We start from the raw sequence: 17,112 nt of genomic DNA, 5'->3' as shown, positions 1-17,112 counted from the left end.
GTCTTACTTCGCCTTCTTTGCTCCGTACAGGGAACGTCCCTGTTTGCGATCCTTAACTCCCTGGGTATCCAGTGCACCACGAACGATGTGGTAACGAACACCAGGAAGATCCTTGACACGGCCACCGCGCACAAGCACGATGGAGTGCTCCTGCAGGTTGTGTCCTTCGCCGGGGATGTAGGCGGTAACTTCAACACCGGAGCTCAGGCGCACACGGGCGACCTTACGCAATGCCGAGTTCGGCTTCTTCGGGGTTGTGGTGTAAACACGGGTGCACACGCCGCGGCGCAGCGGGCTTCCCTTAAGCGCCAAAGTCTTCGACTTGCGAGGCTTGGCGGAACGTCCCTTGCGGACGAGCTGTTCAATCGTAGGCAACTGATTCTCTCCGATTCAGATGATTAATATTCGGTCTACGTGGAGCCGCCGCATTGCAGCCTTGACGCAACCGTAAACGGAGAGTCAGCCACAGTCCACCGGCCCGATGGCCCTCGCTTCTTCTGCATGACATTACTGCCTGCATTCATCGAATCAAGGGATATCCCGCTACTTAGCACCTATTACATAAGGCGCTCAGCGGCACACACAGTCTATAACTATATCACAAGGACACAGCCGGAGATAACTGCAATAAAAGTGGAGTTATTTTGCGATTTTTTCCTCAAATAACTCCACTTTTATCGCAGTTATCTTATTTGTTGGCTTGCTGACTGCCCAACACTGCATGATAGGTCTCTATTTTGTAGTCGGTGACCTCGAGCGCCAAAGACAGTTCGTTGATTTGGCGCTGAATGCGGCTTCGTTGTTCAATCATGAGCTGCCGGCGCTGCTCAATCGTGGCATCGCCCTGCTCGACCAGTGCTATATAACGCTTCAAATCGCCCATAGTCATCCCAGAGACCCGCATGCGCGAGATAAACACCAGCCTACGCAATGCGAAGGCTGAATATTCACGGTATCCGCTGGCATTGCGGTCTGGATGCACCAGACTTTGCTGCTCGTAGTAGCGCAATGTGTACACGGATGTGTTCAGTAGCTTTGCCGCCTGCGCTATGCTCAACGGTGATGCGGATGATTCGATGGTCGAATCATTCATCAACTCACGAAGCACCTCCACAGTGGATGAGTCCGGATTTCCTTCGGCGCAATCCATCAATCGCCTTACGAGTGCCTCAGTCGCCATGAATACGTTATCCCCTATCTGCCCGGCCGGCTTGAGGGCGCGATGCCCGGGAAATCCGCCGACTGTGAAAGCTCTGCCCATCGTTCGGCCGAAGCAAGGTTGTCGCCGTATATGCGCTTCAGGTTTCGCACAGCCTCTGCCCCGAGCGGCAATCTCAGCGGAGCATCTTGATCATTAATCACACGACGAATCACTGTTGCCGCACGGTCAGGATCCCCCTCTTGTTTGCCGTCAGAACCCAACATATCAGCACGGATATCAGCCACCACTGAGTCATATTCAGCATTTTCGTCGGCTTTGAGCAATACATCACTGCTGTTAAATTCAGTGCGGAATCTACTGGGCTCGACGATCAGCACCTTGATGCCAAAAACTTTTACTTCAGCAGCGAGCGCCTCTGACCACCCTTCCAAGGCAAATTTCCCAGCAGAATAGCTCCCAACAGCAGGAAATGACCCTCGACCTCCCTGACTGCTCATCTGCACAATAGAACCGGAGCCCGCTTTACGCATATACGGCAGTGCTGCTCTCACTAACGCAGCTGGTCCAAACAAATGCTGGGCGAGCATATCTTTCAATTGGGCGTCGGTAACCTCCTCCGCCGTTCCCACTTGCCCCACTCCCGCATTATTGACCAGTACATCAATACGCCCGAAATCAGCTACAGCTCTGTCGATTACCTTATGGACGGCATCCGTATCACGCACATCATGCTGTACTGCAATGAAGCAATTACCAAAGGATTCTTGCAAATCAGCAAATTTTGACATATCTCTTCCGGTGCCAAGCACCCGTTCCCCTGCGTTAAGAGCCGCTCGAGTCAGTGCAAGGCCGAATCCTGATGAGGCTCCGGTAATCACCCATACTCGGTTGCTGATGCCGGCGACTTTCGGTACAGCACTGTCTGCAACTTTGTTATTTGGCACGATTTTGTTTACGAGTGCGTTATCTACAACAGCGTTATCTATAACAGTGCTGTTCTGAGCCATATTTTCTGAGTTTGTATCATTCATTCGACCCACGATAAAGCTTCTAGCGCACTAGAAGGCAAATCCAGTAACTGGAGGGATTACATGGACCGAGATACCAAGGTCACGAAACCCTTCCTCAACACCGAAATACCAAGTGCTAGTTTGGACAGAAAGACATCAGCTGTGTGAATATTCGACGCATACACATCCGACACAGAGGACCACGGGAATGACAAGTCTGACAAAGGGAAAATCGAATTCATGAGCAGTTTCGAAAATCCAAAAGTACAATCGCCCTCACCGACGACGAACAACGTCGATGACGGCAAGCACGACTCTTCACTCTATGATCTGACCCCACGCTGGTTTTATGTAGCTATGGGTTTGGCACTTGCAGGACTCATCACGTCACTTTCCTTGATGGTGAGAAGTGAAAGAATAATCTTCCCCATGCTGATGTTGATCTGCTTGGCCATAATAACCGGACTGTCGCTCTGGCATTCCAAGCATCGTAATCCGCGGCGAAAGTTTCTTCGCAGCTTCACATCAGCCATGCTTTTCGCGGGAAGTATCATTCCTCTGCCTCTGGGTGGCTTGGGAACCATATTCCTCAGCATTCACACCAATGTGCATTGGAGCATTCTGTTACTCGTCGCTTGCGCCACCAGTTTTCTAATCATGGTATTGGATATCAAGTATAAGATATCGCAACGAGAGGCATCCACAACAACGCAATAAGATATTGCATAGGGGTTCCAGCCCATGCTCACCATGTTGTTCGCTATATTATCTGTTTCGCAACCTACCCAGTGCACAAAATCTGCTGATACTAAATTTGGGTAGGCGTTTCAGTGATGCCACTCTCCCCTACTTGAGCCGCCAAGGTGTGGTAGTGCCGGAAGTTATAGATTAAAGGTTTCCATACACGTGGATCAACGTGCGAAGTCCCCTGGACGACGATTGCGGGATCGGCATGCACGCGCAGCACCTGTGTCTGGGCAATCACGAAACCGTTGTCTGCGTCCGGTTCACAATGTTTCACTTTTACCTCAATTTGAAGTTTGCACTCTGCGACGCGATCACACGAGACCATTGCCGCAGGCTCAGGAGTCAGTCCAACAGCGATGAATTTATCCCGTGTGGGTATGCTGCCATGTCCATGTTGCTGTTGAGAACGCTCTCCTCCTGTCATGTCACCGAGACGCTCTACCTGCTCCCAGAGTTCAGGTCCAGCCAGATTCAGCACCGCTTCGCCACGCTGCATCAGGTTCTCAGCCGTGCGGCTTCCAATCCCCATGCCGAGAACAATAGTGTTGCCAAGGGCCCAAGTACTGCTCATAGGAGCAATATTTGTAGAACCGTCTGGATTGAGGCTGCTCAGCAAAACGACTGTGCTGCCGTAATACAGCATTCCCGGCGTGATGTCGATATGCGCGAAATCCGGTACTGCGCTTGAAATATTGGCGGCTGATGTATCTACGGAAAGACTTGCTTGTTTGGTCATAGCAGGATTGTTACACCAAAATAGTTCCATCACCATGGAAGTGAAGCCGCGCTAGCATAGCTACCATGTGTGGATTGGATACAGGCAGCGATATCAGTCAAATGGCATCAGTACTAGCCGACGCCACAAGAGCCAAAGTCTGTGTGGCCCTGATGGATGGTTGCGCTTGGACCGCTGGAGAACTGGCACGTCACACCCAAACCAGTCCTCAAGCGATGAGTTCATGCCTTATGCGTTTGGAGGATGCTCAAATCATCTCGCGCATACGGCAGGGCAGACATCAATACGTGCAGCTTTCGGATGAACGCACCGCAAAAGTCATCGAATTTCTCGGTTCCATGGTGGAGCCACGTCAAGAAAAGCCCATTGGATATCGACAGGTCCGTGCCGATCAAAGGTTGCGCTATGCACGCAGCTGCTACAACCACATTGCCGGTCATCTTGGGGTTGACATCGCGCAGTCAATGCAAGGACAACATCTCATCAATATTGAGGATGGCTCCATCCGCTTGACGGATGATGGTCTGCACTGGTTTGCGCATAAGGGCATCGCACTTCCCGAGTCACGCACAGCTCCAAGAATCAAAGCTTGTCTGGACTGGACGGAGCGGCATTTTCATATTGGTGGAAGTGCCGGAAGTGCACTACTCTCGTATCTGTTAGACCATCAACTGATAGTGAAGGCTACTCCCAAGCGGGCATTGCACGTCACTGAAAAAGGGACACAATGGTTTGCGGACGAGCTAAATCTCCAGATTGTGAATCCCACCAGCAAGCAGTAAATAGTGCACGGTAGGAGTAAGCAGAGTAAATGCTGACATACAGCGTCAGTACCTGTGCTATCGATTGCCAAATCAGGACACAACAGCTTTGCCTATGCTATTGAAGCGGTGCTTTCCGCTAGATTAGTAACTCTCACTAGCAAGGTGATCGAGTATATAGTCTCGTAACACTGCGGCATGATTAATGTTGGTGTCTTTCGCTGCATAAATCAGCGTAACGGTAGGATGGTGTTTCACCATGTCACTAAGATCTTCCACAGCTGGATTATTATCAAGTTCAGCACAGTAGCGTTGAGAAAACTCATCCATTCGCTCTGGATCGTGATTCCACCACTTACGCAAATCGGGGCTTGGAGCAATCTGTTTCATCCACTCATCCAGGGCAGCGCGCTGCTTGGAAATGCCTCGTGGCCAAAGCCTATCCACCAAAACTCTGTACCCATCGGATTCATCTGCTTGTTCATATACACGTTTGATACGGAGTATCGAATGATTCTGTGATGAACGTAATGAACGTGATGATATATTCATACCTGCCATACTGAAACCTGCCTTACTTATTTCCGCCCGTGTTGTATCGGTAATATCAATCTCCTCCTAGACGTCTGCTTTACCTGATGCTATCGCTACTGATTCAGCGGACGGTCCATGAGCAGTATCGCCTCCTCTGTCTGCAATCTGAATACCGCCAGACCTATCTATCGTTGAGGTAGTCTTGGCATCCACGGTAAGCAGCAATTCGCCAAGAAGTGCCGCGGCATACATCAACACCTGAGCAATCAAGTTAAACCACAACAGCACGCCAATAATCGCCGCAAACGGTGCCAGTAAAGGGTTCGATGAAGCACCAGTAATCAGTCGCGCCCCTAACATCTGAATAATAGACAAGGCAATTGCGCCAACCACAGAGGTGATAATGACGGGCCTTCGTGCATGAATCTGCGACACCATAATGAGAAGCACCAACAGTAAGCACACATTCAGTACAAAAGTCACAGCTAGACCAGCCACATCAATCAAGGCTGAAAACCCCCAGAAATCACTGGAAATGCCAAGAACGTTGAGGATCATTCGCATGGCTCCACCCGAGATACCTGTGGCAACACCAGTTAACACGAATAATACGGCCACCAGCAGTACCGCTGCAGCATCCAAACCTTTGGATTTGACTGCATTCACATCCTCGTCTTGTTTTTCCACCACCGTTTGCACAGCGCTGCGCAAGGATCCCAGCCATGAAATGATTTTCCAAAAGAAGGTCACAAAAGTAATCACACCGGTGATGGTGAAGGTTGTTGCAATACCATTCAACGTCGATTGCGAAATGATGCCACTGCCTGAGCTACTTATCAGTCCAGGAACAATTCGTCCCAAAGCTTCAATGAGAGTGTCACGAAAGGCTGTGTTGTTAGAGAAAAATAGTCCGAAAGCACTGAACAGTGTCCATATCCCAGCAAAGAAGGCAAACAACAGCCCGAAAGCTAAACCACCCGCAAGAATCGAGCCATTGTGGTTGCCATATCGTTCTAGTACACGACCCAGCAGAGAGTGTTTCCACCAATCGATAGCTCTTTCTATCTTCTCTCGTATTAATCCCATGCTCCCAACTCTATGGCAGACAATAGCTGAACTCCTTGCTATCGGCGTATTTGCGTTAGTCTGGTCTCAGGCGCAGAGAGGTGGAGCACGATGCATGACGATGATTACACCGCAAAAATGACTGAGCTAATTGAGCTTATGCGCATTATCGGCAACGATACGCAACTGTGCGAAGTTAAAGAGAGCAAACGCAAACTCTCGAGTAGCATCACTGATACCTTGTCAGCATTTTCGAATGGCTCTGGTGGATATATCATTTTAGGTCTCTCCGAAAAAGCTGGTTTCACACCAGTTGAAGGCTTTAACGCTCGTTCTATGCAGGAAGCCTTAAGCCAGGCTTGCGAAAAAATGACACCAGTGGTGAGACCGACGATTATGACATGCCCATTTGAGGGCAGCAATTTGGTATTCGCTCAAATTGACGAAATGCTTCCACGTGACAAACCTTGCTTCGTCACCACTCTCGGAGCATACAGCGGATCATTCATCCGAACCGGAGACGGCGACCGTAGAATGACCGGATATGAAGTCGAAAGACTCATGGAAGAGCATGCCCAACCTGCCTATGACGCAGAAATGGTTCAAGATGCAACCATTGACGACTTGAACCCTGCATTAGTACATGGGTTGTTGGAACGACAACGTGAGGCTCACCCTAATGTATTCAAAGGGCACGGCGATAGTGAGATGCTTCGCGAATTGAGAATTTTGGCACTTGACAGTGCGGACGAACACGATGATGAAGATATAGACCCCACTTTCTCGCAGCTACGACCAACGCTGGGAGCTTTGCTTGCTCTTGGCAGATATCCGCAACAGTTTTATCCAAGACTTAATGTGACGATTGCTGTTTTTCCAGGCACTAGTCGAGCGGAAGTATTTGCTCAGGGAGGACACCTAGTAGCCGCAGAAAGTATCACTGGTCCAATCCCCGTGATGATTGATGATGCTGTTGAATCCTTGATGACATGGACAGCTGGCCCAACAGGTACTGACTCTAGCTCGGAAGGAACACACCCTCCTGATTATCCGAGGTCAGTGCTTCGGGAAGCGATTGCCAATGCACTGATGCATAGAGATTACTCGCCACATGCCCGCGGGACACAAGTGCGGGTCAATGTATTTACCAACAGAATTGAGGTCATTAATCCGGGTGGTTTATACGGCACGGTCACGCATAACACTTTGGTGAATCCCATATCGCCTTCGACCAGGAATCAATTTCTCGTCGCCATACTTGAGGCAACACCATATCCAGACGGTGGGTATGTCATTGAAAATGGCGGTTCTGGTTACCAACAAATTGAGGCAGCTCTGCGCATACAAGGCATGGAGCCGGCGGATATTGAGCACACCATTGACAGCTTCAAATTGACAATAAATCATCGCCGAGCCTTTGACGACATGACTGATAAGAATTATGCACAACGGATTGTCAAACTACTGGAAGAACGACCATCAGCTAGTGTCAGAGACATTATGCTCGAGCTGCATCTATCACCGATTGCTGTAGCGACAGGTCTTCGAGCTCTTCTCAACAAGGGTCTTGTAGAGTCAATCAACGAGCAACCACGGCCACAGAAGCAATATCGTCTGCTGCGTTGAGAACCCACAACGTTTGTGTAGGGATTTGAAAGTATAGAGACAATAATTGACTTGGGAAATGGCGGAATTCCAACAACTTCAAAAAAGTAATACATCAGCTCTTCATGAAAATCCCTACACAAACGAATTTGGAGAGGCAATATACTAAAAAAGGAGCGCTTTGAGCGAGCTAGAACATGTAGAACATGGATTTGGTCCAGTTTGGGATGCCCATTCGCGCGTTTTGCTGCTTGGATCTATGCCCAGCCCTAAGTCTAGGAGTGCAGGATTTTATTACATGCACCCAAGGAATCGTTTTTGGCATGTTCTGCAAGCACTCTATGTGCAATACCCTGATTCATCCCCTGAATCGGAAAGAGCAAACGAAGCTCTGAACTTGACGACTGGGAGTATTGAGTCTCGTGCGGTATTCCTCTTACAACATCACATAGCACTATGGGATGTATTGGAATCTTGCGATATCAACGGTGCTAGCGATGCCACCATCCGTAATCCTGAACCCACAAATCTAGTACCACTACTCACCCAGTCATCTATCTCCTATATTTTCACCACAGGAAAGAAAGCCGCTGCATTATTTAGCAAGTATTCACAACCAAACCTTGAGAGTTCAGGACTTCACGTTTCAATGAGAGCTTTGCCATCAACTAGTTCAGCAAACGCTAGTATGCATTTACCTGAATTAATTGAGGCCTATCGCATTATTCGTAAATACAGTTTGTGAATCAGGGCTCTGCGAGTAATCAGCCTCTTCCGTGTGAAGCAATTCGCGCCGCGATATTGCCGATAATTTGCGTAATGAACACAATAATAAGTATCAATACCATCGATGCAAAAGTGACATCGGTCTGTCCACGTTGATATCCCTGCTGTAGCGCAGTGGCACCGAGACCACCACCACCTACTATTCCTGCCATGGCAGTCAAACCGATGAGATTAATGATGGTAAAGCTTGCAGACCTGATTAGCGAGACCAACCCTTCACGCAGGTACACCCTGTACACAATACCGAAATCGCTGGTTCCCATCGCTTTAGCAGCTTCAACAACACCTGGATCAACTTCAAGCAGAGCATTCTGCACCTGACGAGCAAAGAATGGGATGGTACCTACCACAATTGGTACCGTCACCGCTGTGGTTCCAATGCTGGTTCCAACAACAAAACGCGTGAATGGCATAATAATCGCCAATAGGATGATAAACGGTATGGAACGACCGATATTGACAATCTGATCCAGAGTCCAGTAAATGACCTTGTTAGGACGCAGGCCATGCTCTCCGGTCACTAGCAGCACAATTCCTAACAATAAACCGAGCACACCGGCGATAATCATGGCAGACACAATCATCTGCAGGCTTTCTATCGTGGCCTGTATAAAATCGTCACCCATCTGGCTCGCATTTGGCAGTAAACGTTCGATCATGATTCACGCTCCCCTGCGTTCACCTGCTGCATCGAGATACCCTCGCCCCGCAGGAATTCTTTGACCTCAGTGATTCGGTCGCTGCTATCAAAACTCACCAGCATCGTTCCTAGCGGAGTGTTCTGCAAGTATTCGACACTGCCATAAAGAACATTAGTGGTCAGACCAAATTGTTTATACAATTCCACTATCACCGGTTCGGAAGCCCGTTCACCCGAGAATTTCAGTTCAAAAATGTCTTGGCCTTTCGCATATTCCAAAATGGTCTGCTCAGCCTGTTCAATATGAGTAGCAGTACGTATGAAGTCTGCTGTCAAGGTCTCTTTGGGGTTACTGAAAATCTCAGCCACGCCACCGCGCTCAATAATTCGGCCACGATCCATAACCGCAACTGTGTCACAAATTTCTTTGACAACTTGCATCTCATGGGTAATAAGCACAATCGTAATATCGAGACGCTTGTTAATTTCTTTAAGCAATTTCAGTACAGCAAGAGTCGTTTTCGGGTCTAGGGCACTTGTTGCTTCGTCACAGAGCAATATTTTCGGGTCATTGGCCAAAGCTCGAGCAATGGCGACACGCTGCTTCTGCCCCCCAGACAACTGATGAGGGTATGAGTCCTGCTTGCCTAAGATTCCGACCAGATCAAGCAGATGCTCAATCTTGTTGCGACGTGCTTGCTTATCCAGACCACTACCTTTGAGAGCGAAGGCTACGTTGTCGAAGACCGTGCGCGACTCCATCAAATTGAAGTGCTGGAAAATCATGCCGATATTCTTACGCGCCTCGCGCAACTTTCGCGGAGACAAGCTCAACAAATCGACACCGTCTACCGTGACAGAACCCTCATTCGGCCGTTGCAGCAAGTTGATCACGCGCACTAGAGTCGATTTGCCTGCGCCGGAAAAACCCACGATGCCGTAAATCGAAGCTTTCGGCACACTCAAAGAGACATGATTGACAGCAACTACTGGGTGCTTCTTCTGCTCGAAGGAGACCAGAATGTCATTAAGCTCTATCACTTCCACCTCACTCGCTACAAATCCACGTCAATCTGTCATCGTCTGCTGCACGGTTAACGCGTTTCAGTCTTTACTGTTACTAAGGTAGTGATAATCCTGCCAAAAGGGGAGGCCGGTCACCGGACTCCCCTTTTGGTCATTTATCTGTTGGCGCTGGCTAGCCATCAACCACCAACCATTAATCACCGATCACCAAGCTGGGATATCGTTGGTCTTTTCAATAAGTTTCGCCACAGCATCCGTTTGGTATGCCTTAACAATCTTCTTGAAATCAGCCTTGTCTTTGTCAGCTTTACGCGCCACAATAACGTTTCTATAGATATCATTTACCGAGTCAATATGGTCGGTGTCAATGTAGATTGCTGAATCCTTCGGAGTGGTGTGTAGCTGATCGGTCACATAGTTGGTATTAATGGTCGCTGCGGTCACATCAGGAAGCGCAGCGGCTATCTGATCTGCCTGCAATTCCTTGATAGTGATCTTCTTCACGTAGCTTTCAATATCTTTAGTAGTCGGAGAATCAGGAGCATCTGACTTCAATTTGATAACACCAATTGCATCTAGAAGTTGTAATGCACGTCCCCCATTGGTCACATCGTTCGGAATAGCTACAGTGTCACCATCCTTGAGATCTTTGTAATCCTTGATTATGTTGGAATACAGTCCAAAGGGAGAGATCAACGTGTATCCAATCGGTACTAGATCAGCGTTGTTTTCTTTATTGAAGTTATTTAAATATGCAACGTGCTGGAAGCTGTTCAAATCCAAGCTGCCATCCACTAAAGCAGGGTTTTCTTCGGTGTAGCCAGAGAAGAGTTTCACATCAATAGTTATGCCTTCTTTCTTAACCTGATCACCGACATACTCCCAAATTTCCTTCTGCTGGTCGCTAGCTACACCGACTACATAATCATGCTTCTCCGCGGAAGAACTACTACCACACCCCACCAGGCTCAAGGATGCAATAATCGCGAGCGCTCCTGCCAATAACTTCTTCTTCATGGTCTCTCTCTTTCTCAACCAAAATTCAACTGTGTTCTCAAGCAGTCCAAATTCAATAACGAGTGCCATGCTAGTAAAGCTCCGACACGAAGAACAGGGCGCGCCTCACGGTAAAACTTATAAGCTCTCTTAAATTGAATTAATACCCAATGTCTGTGCGACTAAAAACTCTGCGGTAATTCGCCTTGTTCAATCACACCGTTCAATCGCCTTGTTCAATCACACCGTGATTGCACACTGTGCGAATCGACTTATTCGAATCGGTCGTCCCCTTGATGACGTGGTATGTCAATAGGAAGCGTTCTGGCAGCTTCGACAGACATAGGAGCAAGCTTCGCGTAATTGCTTCTCACAACATCGCATGAAGCCTCAAAACCCTTGCGCTCAACATCCGTCAAACTCAATTCGAAAATGTCGCCAGCTCCTTGTGCACTGATCACACATGGAACTGAAATGTACAAACCTTGCTGCCCATATTCACCGTTGAGCTGTACTGAAGCAGACAGCACCACATGTTCATTGTGAACAATCGCCCTAACAATACGTGTAGCTGCATTGCCAATGGCATACTCGGTGCACTTTTTGCCATGGTATGAAACGTACCCACCTTCTCGAGCCTTAGATTCAACTTCCGCGGCATCTAGATTATATGTTTCGTGTTTGCTGAGACTGCTGAGTAATGTTCCTGCAATGCTAATTGAGGACCAGGCAGCTATCTGGGTATTGCCATGCTCACCAATCATGTATGCCTGAATTGATTCTGGCGCAAGACCAGTACGTAGAGAAATAACTGTTCTCAGGCGCGCAGAGTCGAGAACTGTTCCTGTGCCCATAACATGACTTGCAGGCAGTCCTGAAAGTCGTTGAATTTCACGGGTGACCACATCACATGGATTAGAAACATTAACCCAGAACCCTGTGAACCCCGCAGCTGCAATACGTCCTACGTATGAACGCACATCATCGATAGCTTTGAATAGTTCTCCTGTGCGGCTGATTGCTGAAAGCGTTACCTGACCGGAAGAATTGACTATGACGTCGCACCCAGCAAGGCGCTCGTACTCAGCATGGCAATTGTGCACCACCACACGATGTGGAGCAAAGACCGTGGAATCATTGAGATCTTGTACCTCTGCAGCAAGCTTATCCTCGTTGGTATCGCACAACAACAATTCATCGGCGATACCTTGGAGAATCAGACTGTTAGCCACGTGTGGACCAACATGTCCGAGTCCGATAATACCTACAGACAGCGGTGAATATGACGGTGCCGGCTCAGACCATGCTGGTTCAAACGGTGCTGGTTCAGACATAACTCCCCTTCATTTCTTACGTTCTTACTTCACGGTTGTTACTTCATGTCATAGTGTGTGGATTCATCACCTCACAGCACCGATCAGTCATCTTCGCTTGTGTGAAGCTGAAGCGGCTATTAGTGAGCAAATTCAGGATGATGAATAGCAAACGCTAATTCTGCTAAATGCAATTCTTGCGTCACAAACTCATGTAAACGGCATTCATAACCGTGTGCACGCCCTATCTCAGCAATATACCCATTAATGTAATCCACTTCAGTGGGCCGCCCTTTTGTAAGATCTTGATACATCGAGGGATAGTGCAAAGGATGTGCAACCCCTGCTGTGTGGCAGATCGTATCAACTTCCGATTCGCGTGTGCCCAGCAAAGTCAAACCGGCCTTTTCCGCAGCCGTATAAGCTTCATCGACCAGTTGTTCAGTCATCCATCGAGCCCCTGGATGTTTCATAAACTCACCAAAACGGATTTGATACATCGTGCAGAGCGTGTTTAGCACAGAGTTGAAAACAATTTTTGCCATACACATACCCATGAAATTACTTACTATGGTGGGGTTCAATGTTGCTGCAGTGAAATCTTCAAAAATAGTGTGTTCCACGTTATTAATGGCGTCATCATTCACAGATTCGTCGTAGGCACACATATTCATGGCTTTTGCACTCGCTCCACCAGTGAAGTTCATATCCCCCGGGCCATATACCTCAGCACCGATAAGTGCAGTGCCACCAAAAATATGGGATGGATTAAAATACTGAGCCAACTTCTCAAAATGTCCATAGCCATTCATCGCAGAGAATACATACTGATGACTGTGAAATAAAGCAGCACAACGCTTGAGCACACCATCAAGCTGCATCTGTTTGAGAAATACAATCCACACGTCGGGATCTCCGGTGTATTCCTCAGGGTAATAAATATGGATTGGGGCAAGATGTCGATCTTTCTCATCCTGTGACACATAGACTCCACCTTGCTCACGGATTTTTTCAACGTTGTCTTCCCAAGTATCAATGAAGTCGACTTCTTTACCTGCGAATTCTTGCAACAGGACGCCGTATTGGACTCCCATACCGCCTGCCCCGATTACCGCATATTTCATTGTTGCCCTTCCACACATCTGTATTGCCGTCCATACTGCTGTTATGGCCGGCTGAGGGTCGACCACCAGCAGTTTAGAGCCGGTTTACTCTGGCCTCAATTCAAAGCTGCATAACGACACGCCGAATGAAATCTCTCATGTCACTCTCTATTGCTCCATGAATAGATGAACAGGATGAGCTAATCAGCAAATAAGCACCCGGAAAGTTACGCAGTTCACGGATTCACCAATGTTGCGGCACTGCTGTCCTTATTCACCACACAAGCCCCAACTTTCAACGAGTTATAACTATTCAATATAACGTGACAGTCTTTAGGACTCGTTTGCAGAGCTCGATGCTGTGGATGATTTATCACTTTTGAAGAAATCCACCAGCAATTTGACCTTCTCAGATAAATCCGTGCCCTCCAAGTCATCGAGAAAGTTCTGCAAGCGTTTTTTGAACTTCGCTCGCGAATCAGGATCAATGTTCAGTCCATAGACAATATTTTGCCGTATGCTTTCAAAATCAGTATTTCCCAAGACGTTAAGCGTCTGAAGAGCAACAAAGGCCTTTAATTCCGGATATCTATCGCGAATATAATCTTCGCGATCTTCTGCAGCCTGGAACCAATCACTCATATTCGAAGTGGAAATCACACCCATCGCAGATCCACTACGCAGTCTGTAGTGATAGAGCACATCCGGGATACGCAGGATGTGTTGGGACTCCCCAATAATGTTACAAATTCGAGCCATATCTTCAATCTTGCGGCCAACAGGGAACGAGAAATTCTGCTTAGTGTATGTTGATCTGGGAGCTAGGAAAGCCCAAAAATAACCATTGATTTCGGATTGAATCTGTTGCTTAATAGCTTCCTGCGGCGTTAATAATTGCGATTCATCATAGTCGTTGTGTTTGTATGACGATTCAAGCTCTTGACCGGATTCTCCAATCGTATCGAATTGGAACATCACTAAATCAGCGCCAGCGTTATCCATCGCAGTTAAGCAGCGTTCCACAAGATGAGTTTCAATTTCATCATCAGGGTCCATGAAATAGATGTACTCGCCCTTAGCAGATTGCAATCCTGCATTTCGAGCAGCAGAAACCCCACCGTTGGACTGGTGAATCACTCGCACCCGATGATCATGTTGCGCCCAATAGTCACATATTTGTGGACTACTATCTCCGGATTCATCGTCAACCAAAATGAGCTCAATATTCTGGTAAGTCTGAGTCAAAGCCTTGCGTATACTCACCTCGAGGAATTCCTCAACGTTATATACAGGCACGATGATGCTCACCAAAGGAGCATCGTTAGCATTCATATCCATACTCACCATTCAACCGCCAATCTTGTCTTCTTAACCATGAAACTGGCCAAATCTATTGACTATCTTCTCAGCCACACAGTGAGTCAACGCTAACTCAAATTGTGCTCTCGCACCTTCTCGATGTCATCGCGGGAACGTTTTCTAAGCACAGAAGCATCCTGAAACCATTCGGAAACTTGCTGCTCGCTGATACCAAATGCCTGCTGCACTTCCCTAACGAAGTGATGCCAAGCATTCTTTTTTGCTTCGGCATTATTATCGCTTCTGCGTGCCTCATGAATGTAACGTCGAAGATAGTTGAGAAACTTTCTGCGATCTTTTTCAGATAGCTTCATGAAGCTACTCACACCAATTGCATCAAGTTCCGAGATGTCCGCTAAATTCTGCTGTTTTGATGCGTTCGACATAAAGGAGCGCACAGGAACAATAATAAACAGCACTAAACCTGCAATAGGACTGAAATATGCCACAATAATGAAAATAATAATCATGGTAATGCTGCCAATATTCGTTTTACCGAAAATATAGGTATACACGCCCTTCATGCGTTCAGGATCACTGTATTTCGCAGGCAGTATGGATCTGGCGATAACGATCTCCATCACCGTGACCACCAGATATGCGACACCACACATCATCACTGTGGTCTGAGTAATATCAGAAATCATCAACTTAGTAAACGCCGGGATTAATGAAACTGCTAATACTAATAGAAAATCTCTGATAATAATGCGATGTGAAACCTCATCTACCTCGTTAAAAATCAATGCATGCTTATACCAACAGTCAGCAACAAAACAGAAGCTCACCACATACACACCAATATTTTGAGCTAATTGGGTGTAATCAATCGTTCCATTGACAACTTCGACAGGAACTTCCAAGACCATGATGGTCAAAATGATTGCGAATACAGCGTCGCTGAAAACGTCGAACCTCTCCTTGAACTTCTTCATACCTTCAGTATGGTACGACGCACATACTGGATATTTGATTCAGACGAAGCATGAAAGTTCTAGTGCGCTCAGTGCATGCTTTGCTAATGGGCAGTAGAATTAGAGAGACTGTTTTCGAAACAAGGAGAGAGAAGCATGTCACAACCACAAATGCCGGGAATGCCTTACGCACCCGCTGCACCACCGCAAACATTCGAACCTCCTATCGACTTACCTTGGTATGGCATTACTTTTGGAAAAGCAATCGAACGCTTCTTCAAGAAATATGTCGTGTTCTCTGGAAGAGCTTCAAAAAGTGAGTATTGGTGGGCTCAGCTGTTCTTAGTGCTCGTGAGTATCGCGTTCTCATTCGTCTCAGGACTCACTAATCAGAATGGTTTCATCGAATTTCTCTCAACAGCATGGGGAATAGCTGTGTTTATCCCTGGCCTTGCAGTAGCAGTACGCCGTCTACATGACTCGAACAAGCCAGGCATTATGTTGTTACTCCCCTACGGACTGATGTTCGTTGGCATCATCCTCGCCTTCGTTGGAGGCATAGGAAGTATCTTCTTTGGCTTTGCTTCTCTTGGTGGCAGCAGCTCAGCTGCTCAGGCCGCAGGAACCGGAATCGTAGCTCTACTGTTTGCGATACTCCTCATCATTGCTGGATATGTCACTTTGGTAGTGCTGATGTGCATGGCATCGAATCCTGAAGGTGCACGTTTTGATCGCAGAGCTGCATCTAACCCCATGGCTCCTAATACCATGAACCCTATGGGCGTTCAGCCGATGCAACAACAGCCATATCAACAACAGGATCAAAGCGGACAGCCATACGTACCGCAAACAGCACCACAGCAATATGGTCAGCAGCAACACCCCTACTACCCACAGAATCCTTCGTATACTCAAGGTACGTCAGCACCGAGCGGATACGATCCAAACAACCAAGCTTCGGCACAACCTTATGAACAGCCCGCTGCCCCAGAACAACCGTATGGACAGCCCTCAGATCCAACGCAACCATACAGTCAGCCTCCACAAGATCCCAACGATCAAAGTGGTCAATCAGGGCAGCAGTTTAACCCGCCTTATGAAGGTCCACGTCAATAACCAATCACGTCAGCGATTTTGCTGATTCTTGCTGTGCGCAGTCGATGTTAAACATATCGACTGCGCACAGTTGTATGTATAGACAGCGTTGTTTTCTATAGAAAATATTGTGATTGCTAAACATCATAGAAATGCACAATGGTAATGCTCTTCAGCTGTGCACACTGTATGATGCATAGTCAGTATCTAAGGTCTTCCTAACAGGTTATGTCGAACTGAATTCTCTGTTTTTGAGTATC

At 47.5% G+C, this 17,112-nt stretch carries 18 protein-coding genes; 5 read left to right on the top strand and 13 right to left on the bottom strand.

Annotation, left to right across the window (positions count from 1 at the left end; all coding sequences use genetic code 11):
* Nucleotides 1-3: 3 nt before the first annotated feature.
* The 3 genes from rpsL to LKI20_RS04860 form a co-directional block, all read right to left on the bottom strand.
* Nucleotides 4-375, bottom strand: coding sequence for a 30S ribosomal protein S12 (gene rpsL / locus LKI20_RS04870; RefSeq protein WP_033496666.1), 372 nt, complete (start codon nucleotides 373-375; stop codon nucleotides 4-6).
* Nucleotides 376-688: 313 nt separating this feature from the next.
* On the bottom strand, nucleotides 689-1,180 hold the full coding sequence (locus LKI20_RS04865) for a MerR family transcriptional regulator (RefSeq protein ID WP_291770788.1): 492 nt from the start codon (nucleotides 1,178-1,180) through the stop codon (nucleotides 689-691).
* A gap of 14 nt (nucleotides 1,181-1,194) precedes the next feature.
* Nucleotides 1,195-2,193, bottom strand: coding sequence for an SDR family oxidoreductase (locus LKI20_RS04860; protein ID WP_291770753.1), 999 nt, complete (start codon nucleotides 2,191-2,193; stop codon nucleotides 1,195-1,197).
* Nucleotides 2,194-2,412: 219 nt separating this feature from the next.
* On the opposite strand from LKI20_RS04860, the gene LKI20_RS04855 reads away from it, so the two are divergent.
* Nucleotides 2,413-2,889, top strand: coding sequence for a hypothetical protein (locus tag LKI20_RS04855; RefSeq protein WP_291770739.1), 477 nt, complete (start codon nucleotides 2,413-2,415; stop codon nucleotides 2,887-2,889).
* 91 nt (nucleotides 2,890-2,980) lie between these two features.
* On the opposite strand, the gene LKI20_RS04850 is transcribed toward LKI20_RS04855, so the two are convergent.
* Nucleotides 2,981-3,655 (bottom strand): flavin reductase family protein, encoded by a 675-nt coding sequence (locus tag LKI20_RS04850; protein WP_291770726.1) that lies wholly within the window; start codon nucleotides 3,653-3,655, stop codon nucleotides 2,981-2,983.
* Between the two features lie 101 nt (nucleotides 3,656-3,756).
* Between LKI20_RS04850 and LKI20_RS04845 the strand changes: the two genes are divergently transcribed.
* Complete coding sequence (locus LKI20_RS04845) at nucleotides 3,757-4,437, top strand: ArsR/SmtB family transcription factor (protein ID WP_291770711.1); 681 nt, start codon at nucleotides 3,757-3,759, stop codon at nucleotides 4,435-4,437.
* Nucleotides 4,438-4,560: 123 nt separating this feature from the next.
* Here LKI20_RS04845 and LKI20_RS04840 read toward each other — a convergent pair whose 3' ends face one another.
* Nucleotides 4,561-4,968 (bottom strand): DUF488 domain-containing protein, encoded by a 408-nt coding sequence (locus LKI20_RS04840; protein WP_434734939.1) that lies wholly within the window; start codon nucleotides 4,966-4,968, stop codon nucleotides 4,561-4,563.
* A 66-nt stretch (nucleotides 4,969-5,034) separates the two neighbouring features.
* Nucleotides 5,035-6,036: a YihY/virulence factor BrkB family protein gene (locus tag LKI20_RS04835; RefSeq protein WP_291770680.1), complete on the bottom strand. Its 1,002-nt coding sequence runs from the start codon at nucleotides 6,034-6,036 to the stop codon at nucleotides 5,035-5,037.
* A gap of 90 nt (nucleotides 6,037-6,126) precedes the next feature.
* On the opposite strand from LKI20_RS04835, the gene LKI20_RS04830 reads away from it, so the two are divergent.
* Entirely contained in the window at nucleotides 6,127-7,641 is a 1,515-nt protein-coding gene (locus tag LKI20_RS04830; protein WP_291770670.1) for an ATP-binding protein, read from the top strand.
* Nucleotides 7,642-7,801: 160 nt separating this feature from the next.
* On the top strand, nucleotides 7,802-8,365 hold the full coding sequence (locus LKI20_RS04825) for a DNA-deoxyinosine glycosylase (protein WP_291770660.1): 564 nt from the start codon (nucleotides 7,802-7,804) through the stop codon (nucleotides 8,363-8,365).
* Between the two features lie 19 nt (nucleotides 8,366-8,384).
* Here LKI20_RS04825 and LKI20_RS04820 read toward each other — a convergent pair whose 3' ends face one another.
* The 7 genes from LKI20_RS04820 to LKI20_RS04790 form a co-directional block, all read right to left on the bottom strand.
* Entirely contained in the window at nucleotides 8,385-9,065 is a 681-nt protein-coding gene (locus LKI20_RS04820; protein WP_291770650.1) for a methionine ABC transporter permease, read from the bottom strand.
* A complete protein-coding gene (locus LKI20_RS04815) occupies nucleotides 9,062-10,087 on the bottom strand; it encodes a methionine ABC transporter ATP-binding protein (protein WP_291770641.1) in 1,026 nt (341 codons plus the stop codon). The genes LKI20_RS04820 and LKI20_RS04815 overlap by 4 nt, the downstream gene beginning before the upstream one ends.
* A 189-nt stretch (nucleotides 10,088-10,276) precedes the next feature.
* Nucleotides 10,277-11,089: a MetQ/NlpA family ABC transporter substrate-binding protein gene (locus tag LKI20_RS04810; protein ID WP_291770633.1), complete on the bottom strand. Its 813-nt coding sequence runs from the start codon at nucleotides 11,087-11,089 to the stop codon at nucleotides 10,277-10,279.
* A gap of 251 nt (nucleotides 11,090-11,340) precedes the next feature.
* Entirely contained in the window at nucleotides 11,341-12,402 is a 1,062-nt protein-coding gene (locus tag LKI20_RS04805; RefSeq protein ID WP_291770625.1) for an L-lactate dehydrogenase, read from the bottom strand.
* A 119-nt stretch (nucleotides 12,403-12,521) separates the two neighbouring features.
* The gene (locus tag LKI20_RS04800) at nucleotides 12,522-13,505 is read right to left on the bottom strand and encodes a ketopantoate reductase family protein (protein WP_291770624.1); all 984 of its coding nucleotides are present in this window, start codon (nucleotides 13,503-13,505) and stop codon (nucleotides 12,522-12,524) included.
* 312 nt (nucleotides 13,506-13,817) lie between these two features.
* Nucleotides 13,818-14,822, bottom strand: a complete 1,005-nt coding sequence (locus tag LKI20_RS04795; protein WP_291770623.1) for a glycosyltransferase family 2 protein — start codon at nucleotides 14,820-14,822, stop codon at nucleotides 13,818-13,820.
* A gap of 89 nt (nucleotides 14,823-14,911) precedes the next feature.
* On the bottom strand, nucleotides 14,912-15,778 hold the full coding sequence (locus LKI20_RS04790; RefSeq protein ID WP_291770622.1) for a TMEM175 family protein: 867 nt from the start codon (nucleotides 15,776-15,778) through the stop codon (nucleotides 14,912-14,914).
* A 135-nt stretch (nucleotides 15,779-15,913) separates the two neighbouring features.
* Between LKI20_RS04790 and LKI20_RS04785 the strand changes: the two genes are divergently transcribed.
* Complete coding sequence (locus tag LKI20_RS04785; protein ID WP_291770618.1) at nucleotides 15,914-16,873, top strand: DUF805 domain-containing protein; 960 nt, start codon at nucleotides 15,914-15,916, stop codon at nucleotides 16,871-16,873.
* Nucleotides 16,874-17,112 lie beyond the last annotated feature (239 nt).

This window comes from Bifidobacterium sp. (genome assembly GCF_022647885.1).
Taxonomy (GTDB): Bacteria; Actinomycetota; Actinomycetes; order Actinomycetales; family Bifidobacteriaceae; genus Bombiscardovia.
The sequence above is the reverse complement of the archived record's forward strand: the minus strand, read 5'-3'. Positions and strand labels throughout refer to the sequence as shown.

Bases quoted from the DNA above. Each gene is read 5' to 3' on its own strand.
- LKI20_RS04865 (WP_291770788.1), bottom strand. From the start codon at position 1,180: ATGGCGACTGAGGCACTCGTAAGGCGATTGATGGATTGCGCCGAAGGA.
- LKI20_RS04860 (WP_291770753.1), bottom strand. From the start codon at position 2,193: ATGAATGATACAAACTCAGAAAATATGGCTCAGAACAGCACTGTTATA.
- LKI20_RS04855 (WP_291770739.1), top strand. From the start codon at position 2,413: ATGAGCAGTTTCGAAAATCCAAAAGTACAATCGCCCTCACCGACGACG.
- LKI20_RS04850 (WP_291770726.1), bottom strand. From the start codon at position 3,655: ATGACCAAACAAGCAAGTCTTTCCGTAGATACATCAGCCGCCAATATT.
- LKI20_RS04845 (WP_291770711.1), top strand. From the start codon at position 3,757: ATGGCATCAGTACTAGCCGACGCCACAAGAGCCAAAGTCTGTGTGGCC.
- LKI20_RS04840 (WP_434734939.1), bottom strand. From the start codon at position 4,968: ATGAATATATCATCACGTTCATTACGTTCATCACAGAATCATTCGATA.
- LKI20_RS04835 (WP_291770680.1), bottom strand. From the start codon at position 6,036: ATGGGATTAATACGAGAGAAGATAGAAAGAGCTATCGATTGGTGGAAA.
- LKI20_RS04830 (WP_291770670.1), top strand. From the start codon at position 6,127: ATGCATGACGATGATTACACCGCAAAAATGACTGAGCTAATTGAGCTT.
- LKI20_RS04820 (WP_291770650.1), bottom strand. From the start codon at position 9,065: ATGATCGAACGTTTACTGCCAAATGCGAGCCAGATGGGTGACGATTTT.
- LKI20_RS04810 (WP_291770633.1), bottom strand. From the start codon at position 11,089: ATGAAGAAGAAGTTATTGGCAGGAGCGCTCGCGATTATTGCATCCTTG.
- LKI20_RS04805 (WP_291770625.1), bottom strand. From the start codon at position 12,402: ATGTCTGAACCAGCACCGTTTGAACCAGCATGGTCTGAGCCGGCACCG.
- LKI20_RS04800 (WP_291770624.1), bottom strand. From the start codon at position 13,505: ATGAAATATGCGGTAATCGGGGCAGGCGGTATGGGAGTCCAATACGGC.
- LKI20_RS04795 (WP_291770623.1), bottom strand. From the start codon at position 14,822: ATGGATATGAATGCTAACGATGCTCCTTTGGTGAGCATCATCGTGCCT.
- LKI20_RS04790 (WP_291770622.1), bottom strand. From the start codon at position 15,778: ATGAAGAAGTTCAAGGAGAGGTTCGACGTTTTCAGCGACGCTGTATTC.
- LKI20_RS04785 (WP_291770618.1), top strand. From the start codon at position 15,914: ATGTCACAACCACAAATGCCGGGAATGCCTTACGCACCCGCTGCACCA.